General features: G+C 55.5%; 23 protein-coding genes and 2 riboswitches. Of the genes, 10 read left to right on the top strand and 13 right to left on the bottom strand.

Annotation, left to right across the window (positions count from 1 at the left end):
- Positions 1-8: 8 nt before the first annotated feature.
- On the bottom strand, positions 9-1,028 hold the full coding sequence (locus KB449_RS12295) for a Gfo/Idh/MocA family oxidoreductase (RefSeq protein WP_282908654.1): 1,020 nt from the start codon (positions 1,026-1,028) through the stop codon (positions 9-11).
- Between the two features lie 235 nt (positions 1,029-1,263).
- Between KB449_RS12295 and KB449_RS12290 the strand changes: the two genes are divergently transcribed.
- The gene (locus tag KB449_RS12290; protein WP_282908653.1) at positions 1,264-2,061 is read left to right on the top strand and encodes a DeoR/GlpR family DNA-binding transcription regulator; all 798 of its coding nucleotides are present in this window, start codon (positions 1,264-1,266) and stop codon (positions 2,059-2,061) included.
- 99 nt (positions 2,062-2,160) lie between these two features.
- Here the strand turns inward: KB449_RS12290 and KB449_RS12285 are convergent, their stop codons facing one another.
- The 3 genes from KB449_RS12285 to KB449_RS12275 are packed head-to-tail and all read right to left on the bottom strand — an operon-like array spanning position 2,161 to position 4,799.
- Entirely contained in the window at positions 2,161-2,328 is a 168-nt protein-coding gene (locus KB449_RS12285; protein ID WP_282908652.1) for a hypothetical protein, read from the bottom strand.
- 35 nt (positions 2,329-2,363) lie between these two features.
- On the bottom strand, positions 2,364-3,635 hold the full coding sequence (locus tag KB449_RS12280) for an erythromycin esterase family protein (RefSeq protein WP_282908651.1): 1,272 nt from the start codon (positions 3,633-3,635) through the stop codon (positions 2,364-2,366).
- A 57-nt stretch (positions 3,636-3,692) separates the two neighbouring features.
- A complete protein-coding gene (locus KB449_RS12275) occupies positions 3,693-4,799 on the bottom strand; it encodes a threonine aldolase family protein (RefSeq protein ID WP_282908650.1) in 1,107 nt (368 codons plus the stop codon).
- A gap of 110 nt (positions 4,800-4,909) precedes the next feature.
- Positions 4,910-5,014, top strand: a riboswitch (glycine riboswitch).
- Between the two features lie 3 nt (positions 5,015-5,017).
- Positions 5,018-5,114: riboswitch (glycine riboswitch) on the top strand.
- Between the two features lie 115 nt (positions 5,115-5,229).
- On the opposite strand from KB449_RS12275, the gene gcvT reads away from it, so the two are divergent.
- The 4 genes from gcvT (at position 5,230) to KB449_RS12255 (ending at position 10,229) form a co-directional block, all read left to right on the top strand.
- Complete coding sequence (gene gcvT, locus KB449_RS12270; RefSeq protein WP_282908649.1) at positions 5,230-6,339, top strand: glycine cleavage system aminomethyltransferase GcvT; 1,110 nt, start codon at positions 5,230-5,232, stop codon at positions 6,337-6,339.
- 9 nt (positions 6,340-6,348) lie between these two features.
- Positions 6,349-7,707, top strand: coding sequence for an aminomethyl-transferring glycine dehydrogenase subunit GcvPA (gene gcvPA / locus KB449_RS12265; RefSeq protein ID WP_282908648.1), 1,359 nt, complete (start codon positions 6,349-6,351; stop codon positions 7,705-7,707).
- Positions 7,704-9,182 carry an aminomethyl-transferring glycine dehydrogenase subunit GcvPB gene (gene gcvPB, locus KB449_RS12260; protein ID WP_282908647.1) on the top strand — a complete coding sequence of 493 codons (1,479 nt, stop codon included), beginning with the start codon at positions 7,704-7,706 and terminating at the stop codon, positions 9,180-9,182. Before gcvPA ends, gcvPB begins: the two co-directional genes overlap by 4 nt.
- A 156-nt stretch (positions 9,183-9,338) precedes the next feature.
- Entirely contained in the window at positions 9,339-10,229 is an 891-nt protein-coding gene (locus KB449_RS12255) for a deoxyribonuclease IV (protein WP_282908646.1), read from the top strand.
- A 554-nt stretch (positions 10,230-10,783) separates the two neighbouring features.
- Here the strand turns inward: KB449_RS12255 and KB449_RS12250 are convergent.
- The 4 genes from KB449_RS12250 to KB449_RS12235 all read right to left on the bottom strand — a co-directional run bounded on the left by KB449_RS12250 (position 10,784) and on the right by KB449_RS12235 (position 15,517).
- Positions 10,784-11,434: a FusB/FusC family EF-G-binding protein gene (locus KB449_RS12250; protein WP_282908645.1), complete on the bottom strand. Its 651-nt coding sequence runs from the start codon at positions 11,432-11,434 to the stop codon at positions 10,784-10,786.
- A 192-nt stretch (positions 11,435-11,626) separates the two neighbouring features.
- Entirely contained in the window at positions 11,627-12,553 is a 927-nt protein-coding gene (locus KB449_RS12245; RefSeq protein ID WP_282908644.1) for a polyprenyl synthetase family protein, read from the bottom strand.
- A gap of 13 nt (positions 12,554-12,566) precedes the next feature.
- Positions 12,567-13,202: a response regulator transcription factor gene (locus KB449_RS12240; protein WP_282908643.1), complete on the bottom strand. Its 636-nt coding sequence runs from the start codon at positions 13,200-13,202 to the stop codon at positions 12,567-12,569.
- Positions 13,199-15,517 carry a sensor histidine kinase gene (locus tag KB449_RS12235; RefSeq protein WP_282908642.1) on the bottom strand — a complete coding sequence of 773 codons (2,319 nt, stop codon included), beginning with the start codon at positions 15,515-15,517 and terminating at the stop codon, positions 13,199-13,201. The genes KB449_RS12240 and KB449_RS12235 overlap by 4 nt, the downstream gene beginning before the upstream one ends.
- 70 nt (positions 15,518-15,587) lie before the next feature.
- Here KB449_RS12235 and KB449_RS12230 point away from each other — a divergent pair, with 70 nt between their 5' ends.
- From KB449_RS12230 to xerS, 3 genes are all read left to right on the top strand, one after another.
- The gene (locus KB449_RS12230; protein ID WP_282908640.1) at positions 15,588-15,767 is read left to right on the top strand and encodes a hypothetical protein; all 180 of its coding nucleotides are present in this window, start codon (positions 15,588-15,590) and stop codon (positions 15,765-15,767) included.
- A 221-nt stretch (positions 15,768-15,988) separates the two neighbouring features.
- On the top strand, positions 15,989-16,345 hold the full coding sequence (sda, locus tag KB449_RS12225; RefSeq protein WP_282912801.1) for a sporulation histidine kinase inhibitor Sda: 357 nt from the start codon (positions 15,989-15,991) through the stop codon (positions 16,343-16,345).
- A gap of 195 nt (positions 16,346-16,540) precedes the next feature.
- On the top strand, positions 16,541-17,629 hold the full coding sequence (gene xerS / locus KB449_RS12220; RefSeq protein WP_282908639.1) for a tyrosine recombinase XerS: 1,089 nt from the start codon (positions 16,541-16,543) through the stop codon (positions 17,627-17,629).
- 45 nt (positions 17,630-17,674) lie between these two features.
- Here xerS and KB449_RS12215 read toward each other — a convergent pair whose 3' ends face one another.
- The 5 genes from KB449_RS12215 to gluQRS form a co-directional block, all read right to left on the bottom strand.
- Positions 17,675-17,992 carry an MTH1187 family thiamine-binding protein gene (locus KB449_RS12215; RefSeq protein WP_282908638.1) on the bottom strand — a complete coding sequence of 106 codons (318 nt, stop codon included), beginning with the start codon at positions 17,990-17,992 and terminating at the stop codon, positions 17,675-17,677.
- Position 17,993: 1 nt separating this feature from the next.
- Positions 17,994-19,016 carry a phosphotransferase gene (locus KB449_RS12210; protein ID WP_282908637.1) on the bottom strand — a complete coding sequence of 341 codons (1,023 nt, stop codon included), beginning with the start codon at positions 19,014-19,016 and terminating at the stop codon, positions 17,994-17,996.
- A gap of 2 nt (positions 19,017-19,018) precedes the next feature.
- Complete coding sequence (locus KB449_RS12205; RefSeq protein ID WP_282908636.1) at positions 19,019-20,299, bottom strand: stalk domain-containing protein; 1,281 nt, start codon at positions 20,297-20,299, stop codon at positions 19,019-19,021.
- A gap of 247 nt (positions 20,300-20,546) precedes the next feature.
- Entirely contained in the window at positions 20,547-21,086 is a 540-nt protein-coding gene (locus KB449_RS12200; protein WP_282908635.1) for a GNAT family N-acetyltransferase, read from the bottom strand.
- Positions 21,087-21,107: 21 nt separating this feature from the next.
- Entirely contained in the window at positions 21,108-22,112 is a 1,005-nt protein-coding gene (gene gluQRS / locus KB449_RS12195) for a tRNA glutamyl-Q(34) synthetase GluQRS (RefSeq protein ID WP_282908634.1), read from the bottom strand.
- Between the two features lie 159 nt (positions 22,113-22,271).
- Here gluQRS and KB449_RS12190 point away from each other — a divergent pair, with 159 nt between their 5' ends.
- The gene (locus KB449_RS12190) at positions 22,272-22,943 is read left to right on the top strand and encodes a response regulator transcription factor (protein ID WP_282908633.1); all 672 of its coding nucleotides are present in this window, start codon (positions 22,272-22,274) and stop codon (positions 22,941-22,943) included.
- On the top strand, positions 22,940-24,157 hold the full coding sequence (locus KB449_RS12185; protein WP_282908632.1) for a sensor histidine kinase: 1,218 nt from the start codon (positions 22,940-22,942) through the stop codon (positions 24,155-24,157). The genes KB449_RS12190 and KB449_RS12185 overlap by 4 nt, the downstream gene beginning before the upstream one ends.
- Positions 24,158-24,192 lie beyond the last annotated feature (35 nt).

The following is a 24,192-nucleotide window of genomic DNA, read 5'->3' as shown; positions in this document are numbered from 1 at the left end:
TCTCCTCCCTAGAGCCTGACCGGCGCGCCGGTCTTGATCGACGCGTTGCCGGCCTCGACGACACGCACGGCCATCTTGCCGTCATGCCCCGTCACGCGCGGCGGCCTGCCTTCCAGAATGGCGGCGATGAAGTCGGTATCCTCGGCGAGATAGGCTTCCTTGAAAAGCGACCGCCAGCTGTTCATGAACGGCCGTCGGAGGAGCCGGTCCGGACCCGCGACGATCGTCGTCTTCTCGTGCGTCTGACCAAGAAAGATGACGCCTTCGGTGCCGAGAATCTCCACCCGGCTGTCGTATCCATAGCGGACGGCGACCGCGCCGTCAATGCTAGCCTGCGCGCCGCTCGCGAAGCGGGCGGTGAGCGAGACATTGTCGTAAAAGTCCGGGAAGTCGGCCGAGACATGCCGGTTGCGGTAGTTGCCGCCGATCGCATACACCTCGGACACCTCCGAGTCCGAGAACCAACGGATCGTGTCGATGTCGTGACTGTTGACCTCGGCGAGCGGGCCGTTGCTCTTAGCCAGATCGTACATCCAGGGCATCGGCTGGCTCGGTCCGCGCGTCAGCGACTTGACGAGCACGACTTCGCCGATCGCACCTTCGTCGATCGCGCGTTTGGCTTCGACGAAGCTCTCGTCGAAGCGTCTCATGAACGCGACCTGCAGCGTGACGCCGGCCGCCTCGCAAGCCGCGATCATCTCGTCGCATTCGCGAACGCTTATCGCCATCGGCTTTTCGCACAGCACATGCTTGCCCGCATGCGCGGACGCCACGACGATATCGCGGTGATAGATCGTCGGCGTCACGACGACGACGGCGTCGATCTCCGCGTCCTCGAGCGCTTGCTTGTAGTCCGTATAGTAGCGGTCGATTCCAAGCTCCTTCGCAGCCGATGCGGCCGTTTCCTGGTTCGGGTCGACGACGGCGACAAGTCTGGCCAACGGCACGTTTTTCCGGAAGTTGGCGGCGTGGATCATACCCGCTCTGCCTGCTCCGATGATGCATACGCCGATCTCTTTTTGCTGCATGAGCCCTTTCACCCGCTTTTCAAAAGTTGATTATTGCTGTCGTTCGCACGCGTTTTGTTGTTGTTTAATTTCGACTCAGTAGGTTTTAAGCTTATCACTCATCACTTTACGAATAAACGACAATCATTCGCTGTTATATAGTATAATTCAGAAGACTCATCTACTCGATTGATCATTTTTGCGATCGGATGATCTAATTTGCGATAATCATTCAACCTTTAAAAGGAAGATGGCCATGAACGAGGGAAATTCGGACGTCATGTTCGCCGAGGAGCGGCAGGCAGCCATTGCCAAAATGGTTCAGGAGCGCGGGAAGGTGCTCGTACCCGACCTTGTCGCCTTTTTCAAGATGTCGCCGGCTACGATTCGGGGCGACCTGCGGGATCTCGAAGCAAGGGGTCTGATCAAGCGCACGCATGGCGGCGCGATTCCGAGCGATGCCGCGACGGTCGGCTTCGAGCCTGATAACAAAGACAAGACGGTCAAGGATTTAAGCCTGAAGGAAGCGATCGCCAGAAAAGCGGCAGAGCTGGTCGAGGACGGCGATATTATCATTTTGGATGCCGGCATTACGACCAGGCAGATGTGCAATCACCTGCAGGGCAAAAAGAACCTGACCGTTATCGTCAACGATATTGAGATCGCTTCGATGCTTGAGCGCGTAGACAACGTGTCCGTCGTCGTCATCGGCGGCATGCTGCGCCGACATTTTCACTGTACGGTCGGTCCGTTCGCCGTCAAGCTGCTCTCCGAGCTCAACGTAGACAAGGTGTTCCTCGGCACCAACGCCTTCAGCGTCCGCAAAGGCTGCACGACGCCGGACATGAACCAGGCCGAGGTCAAGCGGACGATGATCCGGATCGCGACGCAGGTCGTGCTCTTGTGCGACAGCGCCAAAATCGGCAAAAATTCGTTCGTCCAATTCGCCGAGCCCGGCGAGATCGACCTGCTGATCACCGACAGCCGGATCACCGAACAGCAGCTTCACGAGATGACCGAAGCGGGCATGGAAGTGATGGTCGAACAAGTCTAGTGAACCTGCAGCGGGCTTAACGTCAAAAAGACGCCGTGGAGGCGCCTTTTCGTTCGTTCAGTATTTTCTTTTCGTTCATTCGGTATTTTCTTTTCTTCGTCACTCTCTTCTCCGCTTACCCGATTCCTGCGTATGCTTACCGTAAGGCCCGGGGCTGACCTCCGGCGGCTGAATCAGCACGGGCTCGTCCGTTATGCGCGTCTCGTGCTGATCGACGATGCCGGCCTGCTCCGTTTTCAGATCGTGCAGCTCTTTTTCGATGGGCATATGGATCTCCTCCTTCAGAAGCTGGCTTGGCGGGGCTATGAAAAGGCTGCTTCAACGGCAAGCGGCGCAAGCGCGGAAGTCCGGTCCAGAAAAATAAATGCGTCGTATCGTTCCGCCAGCGTCGTGGGCACGTAGTTGCCCCGCTCGTATTCGGGATGATAAACGACGCCGATCGCGCGATGGCCAAGCTTCGATTCGCGCAGCACCTGCTCGGCGTCGTCGAGCAGGAGCAGCTTGTCGGCAGGCTCGAACCGATGAAGCAGCTCTTCAAGGCTTCCGGACTGTGCCGGGGGCACCTTCATCTCCTCAAAAGGGCGTCCCCAACCTCGTCCGGCGATCACGGTTCCTTCATAAGTACCGAAGCCTATTGAATAGACATCGCCGTCATGCGTCTCGCGCAGCAGCTGCCCGACATTCACCATGCCTTCATCGGCCATGTCCGTCGCGCGCGCGTCGCCGATATGCGTATTGTGCGCCCAGACGACGGCCTTTGCCATTGGCCCGTGGTAGGCCATGAGACGTTCGAGCGCCTCGACCATGTGCCGGTCGCGCACGTTCCAGGATTCGGCATCGTGGCGGATCATCGTCCGGTAATAATCCTCCGCTCCCTTCACCGCGAGCGCATTCAGCTCCGCCGCAAGCGCATCCTCGCGGTCTCCCGATCGCGCACTCTGCCATTTGTCCTGCAGCTTGCGCAGCAGCGCAACGACCTCCGTTTCACAGCCCTCGCCATAGAAATTGGCCGCGATTCCGTACTGCTGCTCCTCTCGTCCGTGCGGCTCGAAGCATTCGAAGGCGCGTTTGGCCGCCTCCAGGTCGGTGCCGTCTTTTTGCGCGAGGTACTTCAGAATCTCGTCCATCGACTCCCACAAGCTGTACAGATCGATGCCGTAAAAGCCGACCTTGTCTTCTTCGGCCTTGCCGTCGTTATAAACGCGAAGCCAGTCTGCGAACGCCGCGATCTCGCGATTCGCCCACATCCAGGTCGGCCAGCGCGCAAAGTCGCGGAGGGCTTCCGCGGCGATCGTGCCGGCTGCGTCGTCGCCTTTTACATAACGGTTCAGCACATAACAAGAAGGCCAGTCGCCCTCGACGGCAATAAACTTGAAGCCCTTCTCGACGATAAGCCGCTTGGACAGCTCGGCCCGCTCGACGTAAAACTCGGACGTGCCGTGCGAAGCTTCGCCGATCAGCGCGAATTTGGCTTCGCCGGCAAGCTCCACGAGCGCTTCCGCGTAGGCTGCCCCTAGAAAAGGCGTCGCATGGCGCTCCAGGGCTTGAAGCGCTTCGAATTCGTTTTTGCGCATATCGGTCTCCTTCGCTTTAAGACAAACGCCATTCCCGCATTAGGATGCGCGCTAGCTCTAAGCCCGATACCCGTCTTCCTGCAGCTTTTCTCTCAGCAGCGCGAACGCTTGGCGCAATCGGTCATCCGGTACCGCCGCAAAGCGGTCGCCGATGCTTACCTCATAGGCGCTGCCACCATCCTCAAGCCCCTGGACCCAAGCGGACAAGCCGACTCCCGTCGCTTCGCATACTTCCACCAATAGCGATTCCAGCGCTTCCTTCTCCAGGTCCGCTTGGACATGGAACATATTGGACGCCGGCACCGCCGGGACCGTACGGATCGGATCCCCGCAATCGTTGTACATGGCCGCCAGCGTCTTCGCTTCCTCGTAATACTGCGCCATTCTGCCGATTCGCTTGTCGAAGTAGTATTCGGAGCTGATCACATACGGATACAGACTGATCAGATCGCCGCCATGCCTGCGCTTCCAGATCTTCGACCGCGTGGTCAGCGCTGCGTCCCCCGCCAATATCGCTCCCGCGATACCGCCCAGTCCTTTGTAAAAAGAGACGTACACGCTGTCGAACAACGCGCAAATTTCGGCGGCAGACTTCCCGTAATGCGGCAAAATCTCGAACAGTCGCGCGCCGTCCAGATGCAATCTGATGCCGCGGCTGCGGCAGTAAGCGGCAATTTTCTCAAGCTCCGCATAGGGCGGCAGCTGACCGCCGATCTCCCGCTGAGGCAGTTCGAGCAGCAGGCATGCGACGTCGTCGCCAAGCAATCGGACATCCGCCGGCCCGATGAGCCGGTCGCGCTCGGCCAGCAGCACGGTCTCGATCCGGTGCAGCTCCTTCAGGCCGTCCTCCTCGTGAAGCTCCAGATGACTAAGGGGATGGTAAGCGACCTTCCCTTTCCCCGTCTCGTCGCAGTGAATCCGCAGCGCAATCTGCTGCGCCATCGTGCCGCTCGGGAAAAATACGGCCTCCGGCTTGCCGAGATAAGCGGCCATTTTCGCCTGAAACCGCTCGATGATCTCCCCTTTTCCGTACATATCGCTGCTCGCGTCCGCATCCGTTCCCTCGAATGCTTCCATCAGCACCTGGACGTTCCGTTTGCCGTGGCCGACGATCGGATACTTGCTGTTTTGGAATGCATCCGCCAAAGTCATGCTGTCGTTCATGTCGATGCCTCCCTGATTTTCGGTTCTCCCAGTATACCATGCAATTTACCGTTGACACTTCCTCCCAGACTCATGTATGAATAGATTGTAACGACAAAAGCATAGTGCGGATGATGGCAGCGGGAGAGATCGCCCCTGATGAACGTGGAGGCGGCGCCGAAGGAGTAACCCTCGCAAGAGGAGAATCTCTCAGGCAAAAGGACCTTTGCCGGACGCGACTCTGGAGAGCATTCCGCGGCGGGACGCGGGATCACCCACGGGGAAACTTGGTTCCGGGTACGGATTCAAGGTAACTCTCAGGTACAAAGGACAGAGCGAAAAGAGGACGCAGGCAGCTTCGGCTGGGGGCGCGCTTTCTTTTTGCGGCTGTCCTTTTTTGCGTCGAAACGGGATCGATCGAGACTTTGATTCAAGGAGGCGAACGACCACGATGACCGAATTAAAAAGAACCCCGCTCTACACGGTCTATGCCGAACTTCCCGGCATCCGCTGCATCGACTTTGGCGGCTGGGAGCTTCCCGTGCAATTTTCGGGGATTCAGAAGGAGCATGACGCGGTTCGTCAGCAAGCCGGCCTGTTCGATGTCTCCCATATGGGCGAGTTCATCGTGACGGGCGGCGGCGCGGAACGCTTCCTGCAGCGGGTGACGACCAACGATGTCTCGAAACTGACGGACGGCCAGGCACAGTATACGCTCATGTGTTACCCGAACGGCGGCGTCGTGGACGACCTGCTCGTCTACCGGATCGCTGCGGATCATTACATGGCCGTCGTGAACGCCGCCAACATCGACAAGGACTTCGCATGGATGCGATCCCATCTCTTCGGGGACGTTTCCCTCGAAAATGCTTCAGACCGCTACGCCCTGCTCGCCCTTCAAGGGCCGCGCGCTGCCGATATCCTGGATGCTGCCGGCGCGACGCATGACGTTTTGGCGCTCCCCTCCTTCCGCTTCAATGAGCAAACGCCGCTGGCCGGCGCAGACGTGCTGATCTCCCGTACAGGATACACCGGCGAGGACGGCTTCGAGCTCTATGTCCCCGCCGATCGGGCGGCAGACGTCTGGCACACGCTGATGGCTGCGGGAGAACCGTATGGACTCGTGCCGGCCGGTCTCGGCGCCCGCGACACGCTCCGCTTCGAAGCGCGCCTGCCGCTGTACGGGCAAGAGCTGTCCGACACGATCACCCCGCTGGAGGCGGGCGTCGGCTTCTTCGTCAAGCTGGACAAGGAAGACTTTATCGGCAAGGACGCGCTGGTGAGACAGAAGGAAAAAGACTTGCCCCGCAAGCTTGTCGGCATCGAGATGATCGACAGAGGCATCCCCCGCTCCCACTACCCCGTATTTGCGGGGGATCTGCGGATCGGCGAGGTGACGACGGGAACGCAATCTCCGACGCTGAAGCGCAGCTTGGGGCTTGCCCTGGTCGACGCTGCTTACGCCGCGCCCGGCACCGGGGTCGAAGTAGATATTCGCGGCAAACGGCTGAAGGCCGAAGTGATCAGGACGCCTTTTTACAAGAGACTGCCCAAGGAGTGATGAATCGCCATGCCAAATCTCCATCGATACATCCCTATGACCGAGCAGGACCAGGCCGACATGCTGGAGACGATCGGCGTCTCGTCCGTCGAGGCGCTCTTCCGCGACGTTCCGGAGGCCATTCGTTACCGCGGCACGCTGCCGATGTCCGGCGCGCTCGACGAGTTCTCGCTGCTGGAGCATATGAAGGCGCTGGCCGGGCGCAACGCGGACACCGACCGCTTCAAGAGCTTTCTCGGCGCCGGCATCTATGACCATCACCTTCCCGTCGTTATTAATCACATGATCTCCCGCTCCGAATTTTATACCGCCTATACCCCCTATCAGCCTGAAATCAGCCAAGGCGAGCTGCAAGCCATCTTTGAATTTCAATCGTACATTTGCGAGCTGACCGGCATGAAGGTCGCCAACGCCAGCATGTACGACGGCGTCACCGCGCTGTCCGAAGCGGGCGCGCTCGCCGCAGGCGCCACCAGGCGCAAGCAGCTGATCGTCTCCCGCGCCGTCCATCCGGAAGCGCGCGAGGCGCTCCGCACGATGGCGCGCGGGCTTAATCTGGACATCGCCGAGATCGGCTGCGCGGACGGCGTCACAGACCTCGCCGCGCTGCGCGAAGCGGTCACGGACGACACGGCGGCCGTGCTCGTCCAGTCGCCGAACTTCTACGGCGCGATCGAGGACCTGGCCGCCATCGAGCCGATCGTCCACGGCGTCAAGGGACTGCTCGTCGTCAGCGCCAATCCGATGGCGCTCGGCCTCCTCGAGACGCCGGGCAAGCTTGGCGCGGACATCTGCGTCGGCGACGCGCAGCCGCTTGGCATCTCGCAATCGCTCGGCGGCCCGACCTGCGGCTTCTTCGCCGTTGCGGAGCCGCTCATGCGCCGGATGCCGGGACGCATCGTCGGCCAGACGACCGACATCGACGGCAAGCGCGGCTTCGTCCTGACGCTGCAAGCCCGCGAGCAGCATATCCGCCGCGAGAAGGCGACGTCCAATATATGCTCCAATCAGGCGCTGCTCGCCTTGTGCGCGTCGATCTATCTGTCGACGATGGGCAAGCAGGGATTGCAGGACGCAGCTCGGCTGAATCTGCAAAAGGCGCATTACGCAGCCCGCGAACTGGCGAGGCGCGGATTCGCGCTGCCGTTCGGCACACCGTTCTTCAACGAATTCGTCGTGAAGCTGCCGTACGGCGTCTCCGTCCGGGAGACGAATCTGAAGCTGCTGTCGTCGGGCTTTCTCGGCGGTTACGACCTGGGCATCGCGTATCCGGAGCTGGCAGGCCATATGCTGATTGCCGTTACCGAGAAACGCACGCGTCAAGAAATCGACAGCTTCGCAGCCAAATTGGAGGAGGTGGCCGTATGACCGCATCGACGAATGCAGGACCGACAGAAAAAGCATTGATTTTTGAACTGAGCAAACCCGGACGCGTCGCTTATTCGCTGCCGCCATGCGACGTGCCTGAGGTTCCGGCCTCCGAGCTGATACCTGCCTCCATGCTGCGCGAGACGCCGGCCGCGCTGCCCGAAGTGTACGAAGTCGACGTCGTCCGCCACTACACCGAGTTGTCCCGCCGCAACTTCGGCGTCGACAACGGCTTTTACCCGCTCGGCTCCTGCACGATGAAGTACAATCCGAAAATCAACGAAGATACGGCACGCCTTGCCGGTTTCGCCAAAATTCACCCCTATCAGCCGGAGGAGAGCATTCAAGGCGCGCTCGAGCTCATGTACACCCTGCAAAACGACCTCGCCGTTCTCACCGGCATGGACCAGGTCACGCTGCAGCCGGCAGCCGGCGCTCACGGCGAATGGACCGGCCTGATGATGATCCGCGCCTATCACGAGAGTCGCGGCGAGCATCGGACGAAGGTAATCGTGCCCGATTCCTCGCACGGCACGAATCCCGCGAGCGCGACGGTCGCCGGATTCGAGACGGTCACGATCAAGTCCGACGAGCGGGGCATGGTCGACCTGGGGGCGCTTCGCGCGGCGGTCGGCGGCGACACCGCTGCGCTCATGCTGACCAATCCGAGCACGCTGGGGCTGTTCGAGGAGCAGATCGTCGAGATCGCGGCGATCGTCCACGATGCGGGCGGCCTGCTTTATTACGACGGCGCGAACTCCAACGCCATTATGGGCATCGCCCGGCCGGGCGACATGGGCTTCGATGTCGTGCACTTGAACCTGCACAAGACGATGAGCACGCCGCACGGCGGCGGCGGGCCGGGCGCGGGCCCCGTCGGCGTGAAGAACAGGCTGATCCCCTTCCTGCCGAAGCCGATCGTCGCCCGCCGCGAAGACGGCACTTATTTTTTCGACTACGATATCCCTCAATCGATCGGACGCGTCAAGGCATACTACGGCAACTTCGGCATCCTTGTCCGCGCGTACACGTACATTCGGACCTATGGACCGGAGGGCTTGCGCCACGTGTCCGAATGCGCCGTATTGAACGCCAACTACATGATGGCCCGCCTCGCGCCGCACTACGAGATTCCGTATCCCGGCGTGTGCAAGCACGAGTTCGTCATGTCGGGCCGGGGCCTCAAGCCCTATGGCGTGCGCACGCTCGACGTCGCCAAGCGGCTGCTCGACTTCGGCTACCACCCGCCGACGATCTATTTCCCGCTTAACGTCGAGGAATGCATCATGATTGAGCCGACCGAGACCGAGAGCAAGGAGACGCTCGACGGCTTCATCGATACGATGATTCGGATCGCCGAGGAGGCTCGCACGAACCCGGAGCTCGTCCTGAATGCGCCTTACGACACCGTCGTCCGTCGTCTCGACGAGACGACCGCCGCCCGCAAGCCGGTGCTCAACTGCGCTTGCAGCTGAAGATACGCTTGGCCGATGCGCAGCCCTCCTGATCGGAGCGGCTGCGCGCTTTTGATTTATTTGGCATTGGACCGGAAACCCCCGGCGTTTTATGATGAGGTCAACGTAATTTTACTTGCGAATGGAACTGTTCTTCCGAGGAGGCGTAATGCAGGCATGTCTTTATTAATCGGCTCGCATGTATCGATGTCCGGCAGCCGCATGCTGCTGCAAGCCAGCGAGGAAGCGGCATCGTATGGCGCAAATACGTTTCTGATCTACACCGGCGCGCCCCACAATTCCCGCCGCAAGCCGATCGAAGCGCTCAATATTGAACTAGGCACTGCCCATATGCGCGAGCACGGTATTTCGAACATTGTCGTTCATGCGCCCTTTATCATCAATCTGGCCAACACAATCTCACCGCGAACGTTCGAGTTCGGCGTCGAGCTGCTGCACGAAGAATTGGTGCGCACCGAAGCGCTTGGCAGCCGGCAGCTTGTCCTGCATCCCGGATCGCACGTCGGCGCGGGCGCGGAAGCGGGCATCGCCCGGATCGTTGAAGGGTTAAATGAAGTGCTGTCCGAAAGGCTTGACGTTCAAGTATCGCTCGAGACGATGGCAGGCAAAGGTACGGAGTGCGGCAGAAGCTTCGAGGAGCTGGCGCGTATCATCGGTGGCGTTACGCACAACGAGCGTTTGTCCGTATGCCTCGACACTTGTCATATCCATGACGCGGGCTATGACGTCGCCGCCGACTTTGACGGCGTCCTGGACGAATTCGACCGCATCGTCGGGCTGGACCGGCTTCAAGTGCTCCACATCAACGATTCCAAGCACGAGCGTGGTTCGCGCAAGGACAGGCACGAAAATATCGGACACGGCTTCATGGGGCTCGATGCTCTCCGCTACGTCGTGCGGCATCCTCAGCTGCAAGGCCTCCCCATGCTGCTCGAGACGCCGTCGATCGGGGCGAAGAAGTACGTCAATCCGCCATACAAGCACGAGATCGCGCTGCTGCGCGGCGAAGTCGACGAACCCGTCGTGAAGACGGCCGCTGTGTGCTAAACATGGAAGAGTGCCCAGCGGATTTGACTAGCATCTGAACTCGATTCGCGCGGTAGGCTATCGATGGCTCATTCGACTGCCGTTCGGACGGTTTGGTAGAACACTCGCATTCGACCATTCACTGCAATGCCTGCAAATATACATCTTTTTTGCCGATATCGCCGCATCTGGACAAAACAACTGCCAAAAAGCAGTTATTTTCCTCCCTCCACCTCATTTATGGATCGTACAGCGCATTTACCTGCTTATTTGCATGAATTTCATCATGCCTCGTGCGCCAGTTGAAAATACATGTATAAATGCAGGTTATTCGACTCGCCCGACATCCCGAAAACTCCGACTCGTCAAAAGCATCCTTGCTACTCTTCGAATCACCGCCGCCCGAGTCAGTATAAGAAAAAAAACGGTGAAGCCCTATGCGCTTCACCGTTCATTGCTCTGCTTCCTGCCTTACTTTCTTTACTTCACTGCTCTTACGTCATTGCCCTTGCTTTACTGCCCTTGCTTCATTGCCCTTGCTCCACTGCCCTTGCTTCTCTTCACAAACGATGCCTCTACTTCACAACGTTGCTCAAAAATTGCTCGAGCGGCGCCGGATCCGTAATGTTATGATTGCAAACCTCGCTGTCCGCGCACATATAATTGCCGATCGCCTTGTAGTAGTCCGGCGATGCGTTCGCGGGCCTGGACTTGGTAAGTGCCGTGAACAGGCCAACCTCCGTCTGCCGATTGCACACGAAACAGGTGCCCTTTTTGTTCGTCGGCGTGAACCTTCCCTCAATGCCGACGAGCCGGCCATCCAGCGGGTACACGATAAACAGCTTGTTCGAAGCGATGTCCGACCAGCCCAGATAGCTGATCGCTTTCCTATCCAGCGCGGCCAGATCCGGAAGCTTCAGCTTCTTGATCTTCGGATACAGCTTTTTCAGCTGCTGCTCCGTCCCGGGTTCGAACGCGATGCGGTGACTCTCCAGAGAAGCCAGATACAGCTGGAACTCCGGCGCGGTACCGAGCTCGGATCCGCGTTGGACAATCTCAAGCGCCGCTTCGTTCGCATCGGGAAACGCCTCTGCGAGCTTGAACTGCATATTGGAACGGACCGATTCGACAATCCTCGGATCCGCGACAGTCGCGCAGGCGTGCTGCAGCAGACCGACTTGTTTTTTAATCAGGTTATATTGGTGGTTTCTAATGAATGGTTGCATGCTTTTCAGCCCCTTAATTAGTATGGAACGCTAATTAGGTGCAAAGCCCATGATTAGAAACGATAACGCTGGTACGGGCGATCGGTTAACGCTGAAAGTCCGGCCCCATGCAAAGTATCGCCCTATTCGCAGGCTTTGCATGAGTTAAGCGCATTCCGGCAAAGTGATTTGCCATCAACTAACGCCCCCCTCTCAACTTGCATTATACCGAACCTCATAATCGGGGACAAATATTTCTCTGAACTTCCCCGCCCACGGCTCTTGCATCGGCGGCAGCAGATCGTACAGTTCGTTCGCTTTATCTTTGTAGAGCGCTTGCACGACCTTGCAATATTCGATGCAGCCCGAATCCCGTGCGTACTGTACAAATTCTTGTTGTCTATCGACGAATTGCTCCTGTGACAGCACTCCCTCATAATATTCGTCCAGCGCCGGAAATTCTGCGTGACTGTCTTCCAGCATGAACAGGACGGGCAGCGTATGCTTTTTGTGCAAAAGATCGTTCTTGAAGTCGAGCCTCAGCACGTCTCTCGCGTCGTTTTCAATCTGGGAAACGATCCCCCCGCATACGGCCAGCTGGTCGAGCGTCTCTTGCACATCGGAATCGATCCCGTCGAGGAGCGAATATCCCATATAGACGGCAAGCTGCATCAGTGCGCCTGACTTGTCCGAGATCATGTGAAAATAATCTTCTTCCGATTGCACCTTATCAGTGATATCTGCCTGCTGCCCTTGAATCGATCTTGCCAGCAGACCGCCGATCCTGATACCAATCCCCTGCCTGTCGCAATTGCCGAGAATCGCCGCGAACATCGCGAGTACCGCGTTGAGCGTAACGGCCGGCTCGCAAGTCATCCAAGGTCTGCCGGGGCTATCCCGATCCTGCAGATCGTCCACGATGTCCAACAGGAGTATGATCAGCTCCGTCAGCGCCGCATGCCGCTCCAGTTCGGGAGACCGCCCACCCAGCATCCGATGCGTGCAGCGGGTCATTTCCGCCCAGGACGTCTTCTCGGAAGCTTTTTCGGCGATAAAGGACCGCAGCGTCGCATTCAACGTCGCATCCCGCGCGTATTCATCCACCATCCGGTCCAGCTCTGACAACACAATTTCGTCCATGCCCGTCTCCCTCTCAACTCTGGTATTGCGAACTTTGCACGAATCTCTCGATCGCTTGCGCACGCGTTTGAACGCCGAGCTTCTCGTAGATGCGCCTCAGATAGTTGTCGACCGACCGTTTGCTGATATACATCCGTTCGGCAATCTTCTCGTACGTATCGCCCTTGATGATCAGCGTCATGAGCAGCACCTCTTCCTCGGACAACAGCTGATCGACGTTGTCTTTGCCGGACATGCTCTTCAGCTGCGACATCATGCTCTGCGGCAGCACGATATGATTGTCGAGCACGCAGGCGACAATGTGCTTCATGGTCGACTCAGTGACCCCTTTGGAAATAATGCCGCTTATCAGATTGGACAGCAGAAAAGGAAGCAGGTCCGAGACGTCGACGCCTGTGAAAATAATGATCTTGAGGTTCGGATGCGCCGCCTTTAGCCGCTCTGCAACCTGTGTGCCGCTCAGATCCGGCAGTTGATAATCCAGCAGCACCAGATCGGGACTGACGGCGGCAGCTAGCTGAATTGCGTCTTCGCCGCTCTTTGCAAACCCGGCTGTCTCGATTCTGTCCATCTGGCTGACCAACTGCAGCGTCGCCTGCGCCATCAACGGATGATCATCCACGACGATCGTTTTATATTTTCGTTTCATGCAGTCATTCCTTCTTTAAGCGGGATTACGGCACTGAACGACATGCCGCTGCCTTGACCGGACTTGATCTCGAATACGCCCCGCATGGATAAGATTCTGCTCTTCAACTGCTCCAGGCCGATATGCGAGCCCCCGATCTCTCGAACGAGATCCTGTTCGGATAAGAAGCCAAGGCCATTGTCACGGTACTGCATCACCAGCTTGCCGTTAGAAGCACTCAGATTAAAATTCACTTTTGTTGCATTCGAATGTTTTTTCGCATTGTTAATGAGCTCCTGGAACACGCGGAAAAGATGACGCTTCATCTCCATGTTGCAAGACTCGATGAGATCGATGCCTCCATACCTGAACTCGACTTCAAATGGCAAGGTAGACTGCTCTAAATCGATAAGCTTGTCAATCGTCCGTACCAATCCAAGCTCTTGGAGCAAATAAGGATGCAGCTCGAAGCAGCTTTGTCGCAAATTCATATTGATGATATCGATATAATCAAGCAAACTCTTCGCCTGCTCCGAATCCTGCCAATCGTCCGAATAATTATCAAGCAAAGCAGCCAGCTTTCTCTTTAAAAAGAACAGGTCTTGCATGGTTGTATCGTGCAGATCTGTAGCGATACGGAATCTTTCTTTCTCCTGAAGCTCAAACATTAGTTTACGAAACCATGCAATATCATTAGCCGTTTCTTCACTTGGAACCTGGGCTGCAAGCAATTCAAGCTTATGTGACATTTTACGAATTAAATATAAGTTTTCCATGCTAATAGACAAATACGATGTAATTAAGTTTAGCCATTGCATTTCTTCAGAACCTAAGTATGTATTTGTCTTTTTTCTTGTAAGCACCAGGTAACTTACGTACTCTTGATTACGCGTAAGTTCAAAGACGACTAAATCGGAATCTACAGATTTTTGAGAAAATATACTAAGAATATCTCTTTCTAATATTGCACCTTCACTTATCAACTCGTGAGAATCATTATACTTAAAAAAAATAGCGCCTCCATATACTTGCAAAATTTCAATAATATCTTTTAAAACTAATTCTTTTAATTCAGTAAAGCTTGAAATCAATCCTAATTTTTTTGCTATTTTTTTAATTGAGCTTTGCAGGTAATATCTCCGTGGAAAAATTGTTTTTTCTAATTTGTTCGTAAAATATTCCAGAGAATACAGGGTTACGGATATTAAAACGATGAGAACTGTAAATGCTAAGAACATATGATTTAATTCCATTTTATAGGAATAAATTAATGGTATCATTAAAACAATGATGGCACTTGGAATAATCGAGACAGCGGTAGTAAGAATAATTCTTCTAACAATCAAGTCTATATCGTAAATTTTTTTAGTTACCATGAGATATGTAAACGACAGAGGAAACAATAGAATAAACCAACCGGAATAACCGGATCTAATCCATTCAAAACCAAACATTATTTTTGTAAAAAATGAAAAGCAAACGATCGGCGTTATTGAAATAGAAAAAAAGACAATTATAGTTTTAATTATCATAGATAGATAAGGATTAGACTTACAATGTTTTAAATAAATGAAAATTAAATAAACAATATTAATGAGCGCACCTATTGAAAAAAATAAAAGCTCACAAAGAGAATAAATCTTATGAATCCATTGATTTACCGACAAATTGTCGAAGCGAAAAAGGAGTGGCAACGTAAAAAAGATAACAGAGGCATACCACCATTTTAAGTTTTTTGTTTCTAGCTTAATTTGTCCCTTATCGTTTAAAAACACGATTAAAAAATGAACCATGGCAATTGGAATGGTAACCAACCCCGCTCCAATAATCATTTTCCCCAGTAAATCTCCTCTGATAGAAGCCCCAAGACTAAGAAATGTCAAACTGATTGATACGAAGACGATCGCTAACCTTTTTGCCGATTCAGAATTCTTTATGCCTAAAAGCAATAGTAAGGAAACAAATAAACAACTTAAACCACCGAACACGGACAAAAGATCCTCTTTAGTAAGTTTAGATAGTTGATCAGTCTGAATCTTAAATATTAAGTCTCCTCGCTTTACCGATATTTCTTTTGCTTGATCCACCGCTCCCCAACGTCTAACTGAATAATAATCTTCCACTTTATTTTTATTAATAAATAAAATTTCATCATTTATTTGAAGATCTGTTTTCGTAATTAAACTTCTTGGGTCCATTTGGCTAACATACCAGTGTCCATTTCTTTCAATCACATTGAAATCCATATAAGGATAACGCATTGTTATAAAGATAAACCAAGAAACTATCCCTATTAATAGAATAAAAATGAATAAATTTGTCTTTTTAATCGACAATTCCTGCCCTTCTTTCTACAAAATGTGATAATATGATTAGGAAAAACTATCCAACCAGGAGGTAATTACCGTGATCCTAGCACAGCCTTCAGAACTAAAATCTGTAATAAAGCAACTAAAAAAGTCAGACCATCAAACGATTGAGTCAGCTATTGGCCTCTTTTCTTTAAAGAACAATGAAAAAAGCGCTCTTAAAAAAGCATTTGTAAAAAACGACTCTGCTTCGGCAAAAGAAACTTATTGGGTGTAGAAAGTCCTACCTATTTCCAGTGATAAACTCGTATCTTTAATTAGATACGAGTTTTTTGCGCGTTTTTTAATAAATGTGCATATCATTTTGCATCTTTACGCACTCAAATTGCACTGACAACACCAATAAATTACAGGTAAACTTTAACATATAAGCGCAAAGCATTCAAAAGAAATCTATTTATTTCAAACTAAAGTAAACGAGGTTTGCAGGTGATTACGATGAAGGCACTGAAGGAAAACGACGATGCGTGGTATGTCTCCCTGGCTGTCCAGACTGTACTTCAGGAGCAATCGGTCAGGGTACGGCTTAACCGCCATGAAATATTGAATATAGCAGAGGAAATTCAGATGGAAACGCTTCGCTTCAAGGAAGCGGCCGAAACCGTAAAAACGCCATCCGGAAAGGTGATTCCCCAGATGAGATTCATCTTGGCGCATCTGCAGGACGATCATCTGGCAAGCAGCTATTTCGAAGCGAGAACGCTTGGTTTGGATGTCGAGTTTGTTCAGATGCTGCGCTGCGAGATAATCCGTAGAAAGATAAAGGATCTTGTGAGCGAGGATTTAGAGCATTAATTTGTCGAATTCAATATTTTATTGTCGTTAAATGTTGATTTGCCTTTCTCGCCCTTTTAACTGCATTTGATGCAGTTAATTGCATTTAGTTTACATAACATTATTTACGACGCTTTTTAAAATGCGAGACGCGCAACATGGACCGTCCGTCTGGTATAATAAGCCTAAATAAATTCAGCCTGGAGCGCGAACCCGATGAACCTGCAAAAAATCAAAGATCGCGAGCAATTGGACAAGCGCGTGCCGAGCATGCCCTGGTACGTCGAGAAGTTTATCAACTTCAAGTTGCCGGACCTTTCCCCCTCCTCCCTACTGGAGTACGTGCGGGATTACGAGACTTTTTTTAACTGGCTGATGCGGGAAGGTCTGACGACGGCGGAGAAGATGAGCGATATTCCGATCGAAGCGTTAGAAAAGCTGAAAATGGACGAGATCGACAGTTTCCGCATGGAGCTGTCGACCCGGCGGGAGCACGCCAATACGCGGACGACGATCTCTCGCAAGCTCTCCTCCCTCCGCTCTCTGTTCCACTACCTCAGCCAGATCGCGGAGGACGACGACTTTTATCCGCTGCTGAAGCGCAACGTGATGGCCAAGGTGTCGATCAAACGGACGCACAAGCCGAAGGATACGGCAGCCAAATTAGAAGGCAAGCTGCTTCAGGAAGAGGAAATTACGGAATTTATCGCTTATATCAACGAGCACTATGCAACGGACGTGGCGGACAACAAGCAGGCGCTGTACGCGCACGAGTTGAACCACACGCGCGATGCCTGTATCGTGAGTCTGGTCCTGAATTCGGGCCTCCGCGTATCGGAGCTTGTGAATCTGAATTTGGACGATCTGGATCTGAAAAAGAAACTGCTATACGTCTACCGGAAAGGCAGCAACGACGATACGTTTAAGACGCCCGTTTTTTTCCGGCAGGACGCGCTGACGAACCTCGAGTCCTACCTTCAGCAGCGCGAGGTGCGCTATCATGCGCCCAAACGGGAAAAAGCCCTCTTTCTCGCCCTGGCGAACGGCAAGAAGGAAGGCTCGCGCATGACCAAGCGCGCGGTCCAGGAGATGGTGATCAAATACGCGAAGCGATTCGGCAAACCCTATCTGTCCGTACATAAGCTTCGCCATTCGTTCGCGACCGATTATTATCTGTCCAACGATCTGTACAAGACGCAGGAGCAGCTCGGCCACGCTTCGCCCGAAACGACGCAGATTTATGCCCATCTGACGGACAAAACGATGGAAGAAGCGATCGACAAGCGCCGCAGCCAGGAATCCTGATATATCCGAACAAGCATGGGGGCGCTCTTGGATCGCCCCCTTTTTTTATTCCGTTTGCTGCCGCAGCTTGTCCGCCACAGCCTCCATTTTTTGCGCCATCGTCCCCTGCTTATCCCTGCGATCGTCGATCGTGATCGACGTCGATACGCGCTGGGCGCCATGATTAAAGGGCGTCTCGTGCATGCGTCTGACGACAGCCAGCACATCCTCGAGCGCGCCTTCGATGATCGTGCTCATCGGCGTCATCTGGTGCTCGATCCGCTCCGGCGCCATGCGCAGAATGCGCTCGACCTCGGCGACGTATGCGCTAACGCTGGTCGAGCCCGTGCCGATCGGTACGATCGTTACTTGTACGATTGCCATCTTATCCGCCCGCTTTCTTTGTCATCGTCTGCGCGCACATCGACCGAATCTCGGCTTCGTGCCGATCCAGCAGAGCTAAACCCGCAGCGGTCTCCTGCGTCTGTTGACGAAGCACGGCTGCCCCGTCCACCCCGCTGAGATATCGCCCCAGAAAATGCACGAACACATCCAGCCGGCGCAACCGCATAAGCAATGGCAGCGCGTCGATCTCAGCCTGATTTAAAGGAGCCAATCGGCCGAAGCCTTCTAAAAAGGCGGCAGCGGCACGGAGATCCCCCGATTCGCCGATAAGCCCCGCCAATGCGACCGCCGGCTCCATGGCCCGCAGCTCTGTCGTGCAAAATTCAAAGTCCAGTATGGCCGCGATCCGTGCGGGATCATACGCGTCGGCGAGCAGGTTGGAATCGTTGATGTCGCCATGCACAAGCTGGTGCGGCAGTTCGCGAACCGTCTTCAGCGCCGCTTGAAACGCGCGCATCGCCTCGCCGATCTGCAGCAGCGGGTTCCGTAAATCTTGAAAAGCCAAAGGCGGCGCCTCGCAAAAAGACGCGATGACGCTGCCCGGACAGGACGGATGCGTCCGCTCGAGCTCGTAACAAGGCAAATAAGCGGGAACGGCCGACGGTCGAAGCGCCCGCAGCGCAAGCGACAGGCGTCCGACGGCTTCTCCGGTTGCCTCGGCGACGGCAGGCGCGGAGCCGTCCGGACGATTGCCGGCCGTATAGGTAAACAACGCCGCATAGCGGCCCGTGCCGTCAGCCAGCGTCGCAAAGGTCGAGCCGTCCGGCAGCGCAATCGGCTGCGGCACGGCAAACGGCAGCTCTGCCTCGGTTAATTTCAGCAGCACGTCGTGTTCGAACGCGATCTTGTCCGCATCTCTATGTGTCTCATAAATGCGCAGCACGCGCTTGTCGCCGAGATCGTTCTCCGCGATCCGCGTCGTGTTGTTCCAGCCGCTCTCTCCCTCCGAGACAGCCCAGCGTCTCATGGGATCATAGCGATTTAAAAAGGCTGCAAACGGCATGCCTATCCTCCGATCTTCGTCACCGAACGGCCGATCGCGGTCCGCTCGGCGTCCGTGAATATCCCCAATCTCCAGAACGCGGCGCCGCCCAAGCCGTAGCGCTTCACGAGACCCAGTTTGTCGTCGACCGAAGTTTCGTTTTCCGCGTCCAGATTAATCGCCAGCAGCAGCTTGGCCCTTGGTGCGCCCGTCGCGATCGCCTTGCCGATCGCCTCGTCGATTTTCGCATTCGACTGCGGCTGTTTGTTGTCTCCATAGTCGTAAGCCATAATAACGAGCTCATCGGCCATTTTGGCCAGCGCTCCATAATCGTATCCCTTATATTCGCCGTTCAGCGGCGGCACAGCGAGCGATACCTTGATGCCATCCGGCTTGACGGCCGTGACGAGCTGCTTGACATAAGCATTCAGCGCGGATTGCGCCATAACGGGGTCGTCATGCCAGCCGAGCCCCTCGAAATCGAGCATGATACCGCCGAATGCGTTGTCCTTCGCAAGCGTATGCAGCCGTTCGATCGAAGCGTCCCGCAGCGTCTTGTCCGTCAGCATTTTCATGAGCTGCCCTTTGCCGTCCTTGCCCAATACGGCCAGATAGCTGCCCGAGCCATTCGCATTCACCTGCGCGACAATCGACTCCGGCGTATCGTCGCCGGCGGGTTGAGGCCAATACCATCTGTCGCCGGTCGTATCCTTTAAGGTAATTTCTCCATTGTAATCAACCTCGGTCCAACCGAATGCGACATCGTTCATATCGTTCGTCAGTGTCAGCTGACTGTACGCCCCTACCGCGTAGAAGCCAAGCAGCCGCATCTCGCGCCGCGGCGATACGACGCGCACCGTCTTCGCCGGTCCGTCCCATGTCACCGTGGCGCCGAAAGCTTGACTAAAAAAGGCGAGCGGAACGAGCACCGAATTTCCTGACATGACAGGCGCAGTATTCAATGTATATTTAACGCCATTAATCGTGGCGGATTTCTGACCGAGCTTCAACTGCACTTCGACTGCATTTCCCGCTGCGTTTTTTCCCTTGGCGATAACCGATTTGGTCGCAGGCACCCATACCGCATCGACGCCTAGCGCCTCGGCAAGCGATCGGAACGGCAGCATGACCGATCCGTTACGGTTGATCGGCGGTACGGATACGGGCAGCTTCACGTCATCGAGCACGATTGTAATTGCTGGGGCAGCGACAGCCGCCGACGCGTCCTGTGCGCCGATCGGCAGCAAAATCGCCGAAGCCAGAACGGCCGGCAGCCATCTTTGTATCGGTTTAGGCAGTTTCATGCGTTTAGCTCCTTTTCTACCAAGCTATCTATGAATCTCATCATTAGACGCTTTAGAAGATCAGGAGTTGCATGCCTTCGCTAAAAAATCCCTAAAGAGGGGAATGATAGGGCCGCTTCAAAAGGAGAGGCGTTTTTAATTAATGGCATGAAATAAAACCGCCCTTGATACGAACATACGCACGCATGATGTTTTGAGGGCGATTTTTCCGCATTTAGTTTACATAACATATTTTATGATTTAGTTATTATTCAGTCCATTCCGACCTCAATAATCCCATTTGAATCACGTCCGCATATCGCCCGTTTCGGTACAGCTTTTCTCGCAGTCTGCCCTCCTCTACAAAACCGCATTTCAAATAGCTGCGATAAGCCCGTTCATTAAAATCGTACACTTCCAGCTCCAGCCGATTGAGATTGAGCTCCTTGAACGCATAGGAACAAAGCAGCCGCATCGCCTCCGTCCCCAGTCCTTGGCCGCAGCGCTCGATCGAGCCGACGACAATACCGATGACCGCATAACGGTTTTTCCAATCGATCTTGTCCAGACCGATCTGCCCGATATAAAGCTCCGTGTCGGCCTCCGCAATGACGAAGCTCCGATTGTCCGGCCGCTGGTCCATCATATCGGCGAGAAAGCCCTCGGTCGACTCCAGACCGTGAGGAAACAAAAAAATATCCGACAAAAACCCCGTTATCGCTTCGTCGTTCACCCACTGGCGGATCGGCACCAGATCCTCATGGCGGTATTCGCGCAGGCGCACGCGCTGGCCGATAATGTGCGGCATCGTAGACAAGTCTCCTTCTGTTTAAAATGTAGTCCCTGTGTCCCCGCCGGATAGCAGCTCCATCCACCTGTCCGGTAGCGTCACCGCCTGCCGGCGCACGGCGGATAGATCGAAGGTAGCGAGCAGCTCGACCGGCTTCAGCTCTTCGATTCGATCGTGCAAGCCGGCAAGCCAGGCTAGAAAACCGACGATTCGCTCGGCCCGGACGTCATATTGTTCGCGAAGCTCCGAGAGCGACACCGCCCCGTGCCGCTTGGAAAGACGGCTGCCGTCCGCGCCGAGCACGAGCGGCGAATGCGCGAAGCGCGGCGGGGTGGCTCCAAGCGCGGCATACAGCGCCAGCTGCCGAGGCGTCGAGTCGAGCAGATCCCAGCCGCGCAGCACGTCTGTAATTTCCATTTCGATATCGTCGGCGACGACGGCAAGCTGATACGCCACGATACCGTCCGCGCGCCGCACGACGAAGTCCCCACTGCTCGCACCGGCGAATGCGGTCTCGCCCGCGATCCCGTCCTCGAATCGATAGGTCGCCTCTTCGTCCATCGCAAAGCGCAGCGACGGCGTCTTGCGCAGCGCTCGTTCCGCGCGTTCGGCAGCGGTCAGCTGCCGGCAGGTGCCCGGATAAGCCGGTCCTTCGGCGTCGAGACCATGCGGCGCGCTGGCCGCAGCCTGCAGATCGGCGCGGCTGCAATAGCACGGATACAAGCGCCCCTGCCGCTGCAGCTCGTCCAGCACGCGTTCGTACCGGGCCGTGCGCCCGCTCTGCTCGTAGGGGGCGTGAGGACCGCCGACATCCGGCCCTTCGTCCCAGTCCAGACCGAGCCATCTGAGCTCTCCCTGCAGCAGCTTGGCGAGCTCCGGCCTGCAGCGCTGCCGGTCCAAATCCTCCAGCCGAAGCACCATTTCTCCGCCCGCGGAACGAATCTGCAGCCAAGCAAGCAGCGCCGTCATTGCGTTGCCCAGATGCAGTCTACCGGACGGCGTAGGCGCGAACCTGCCGCGAACGGCCTGGCCGCTTGAAGTCATTTCCATTCCCCTTTCTCAATGGATTGATCTTGTAGCATAATAGGATTCATATTCAGTTCACATTACCGCGTCAAAATATGTACGACACTGCAGGCTAATTCAGATAACGTCACCTGCGTAAGCCTATCCAATCCGAATCCAAAAAGGTGGCCGATACTTATGGCGCGCATTCTTATTGTAGACGATGATCCGCATATCCGCGAACTGCTGGCTCACTTCCTGTCGGCCGAGGGCTTCGAGATCCAGGAAGCGACGGACGGACAAGAAGCGCTGGCCCTGCTTGCCGACTCGCCGTTCGATCTGGTCGTGCTGGACATTATGATGCCGAACATGGACGGCTGGGAGCTGTGCCGCGAGCTGCGGACGCACTACGAGCTGCCCGTGCTCATGCTCACCGCGATGGGCGAGACCGCGCAGAAGGTCAAGGGCTTCCAGCTCGGCACGGACGACTACATGGTCAAGCCGTTCGAGCCTGCGGAGCTGGTCGTCCGCGTCAAGGCGCTCATGCGCAGATACAAAATCGCCGTATCCCACCAGACGCAGATCGGCCGCGTGCTGATGAACCGCCAGACGTTCGAGCTGGAGCTGGACGGCCATCCGCTCACGCTGCCGCTCAAGGAATTCGAGCTGCTGTTCAAGCTGGCGAGCCATCCCGGCCAGACCTTCTCCCGCGATCAGCTCATCGAGCAGATCTGGGGCTTCGACTATGAAGGCGACGAACGTACGGTAGACGTGCACATCAAGCGTCTGCGAGAGAGGTTCCCCGACGATTGCGGCTTCCGGATCACGACGATCCGGGGACTCGGGTACCGGCTGGAGGTGCTCGCTTGAATCGGGGCTTATCGAGAATGTCCCGGCTATGGCGCCATTTCACGCAGACTCATAAGGAATATCGCGCACTGCAAAAGCAATTCGAGGCGCGCATGCGCGAACAGCGTAGAAGCGAAGCGCTTGCGGCCGGCGGGACGCGGGCATGGTTCGAGCGGCTGCCAGCTCCCTTGCATTTCTTGACCGGCGTTTCCATTTTCCTATCTTGCTATTCCATCCTCTGGACGGCCGCCCACTTTTTGCTTCGTGCCGCAGGCCGGCTGGTTACGATACCAGGCACGCTGCGCGAATATTTGACGCTGATTTTCACGTTTTTCCTGTTTGGCCTGTCCGTCGTGGCGATCCGATACCTCTTCCGCCCCGAGGCGAGGGCCATGCAGCTCGTAAACACGCTGACCGACGCCATGTCCCGCATGGGCAAAGGCGACTTTAACGTCAATCTGGAGGTCAATCCGAGATACGCGGGACAATATTACGAGATCGTCAAAAACTTCAAGCAGATGGCAGCCGACCTTGGGCAAATCGAAGATATGCGGCAGCAGTTCGTAGCCAACGTCTCGCACGAGATTCAATCGCCGCTCACGTCGATCAAAGGCTTTGCGCAGGCGCTTAAATCGGATCGCCTTTCCGAGACGCAGCGCAAGCATTACTTGGATATCATCGAGGCAGAGAGCGAGCGCCTGTCCAGGCTCAGCGACAACCTGCTCAAGCTTACGACGCTCGAGTCCAAGCGACCGCCCTACCAGCCGCGCCTGTACAGACTCGACAAGCAGCTGCGGCAGGTCGTCCTCGCCGGAGAGCCCCAGTGGCAGTCCAAACGTCTGGAGCTCGACATTCGGCTCGCCGAGTGCGAATTGGAAGCCGATGAAGAGCTGCTTCGCCAGGTGTGGGTGAACCTGCTGCACAACGCGATCAAGTTTACGCCCGAAGGCGGCACGCTTGGCATCTCTTTGTCCGTCACCGGCGACAGCGTTGCCGTGCATGTCGAAGATACCGGTCCCGGCGTTCCGGCCGAGCATCTCCCTCGATTGTTCGAACGGTTTTACAAAGCGGATAAATCGCGCAATCGCGCAGCCGGGGGTAGCGGTTTGGGCCTCTCCATCGTGCAGAAGATCGTGCATATGCATCACGGCGAAGTATCCATCGCGAACCGGCTTGTCGCCGGCACGCGCGTTACGGTCGAGCTCCCGCTCACGCAAAGCGGATCGCATTCGTGAAACGTCAAAAAAACTGCCGTCGCAAGTTGCGTACG

This window comes from Cohnella hashimotonis (assembly GCF_030014955.1).
In the GTDB taxonomy this organism is placed as follows: Bacteria; Bacillota; Bacilli; order Paenibacillales; family Paenibacillaceae; genus Cohnella; species Cohnella hashimotonis.
Note: the sequence above shows the minus strand (reverse complement) of the source record. Positions and strands in the feature narration are given on the sequence as shown.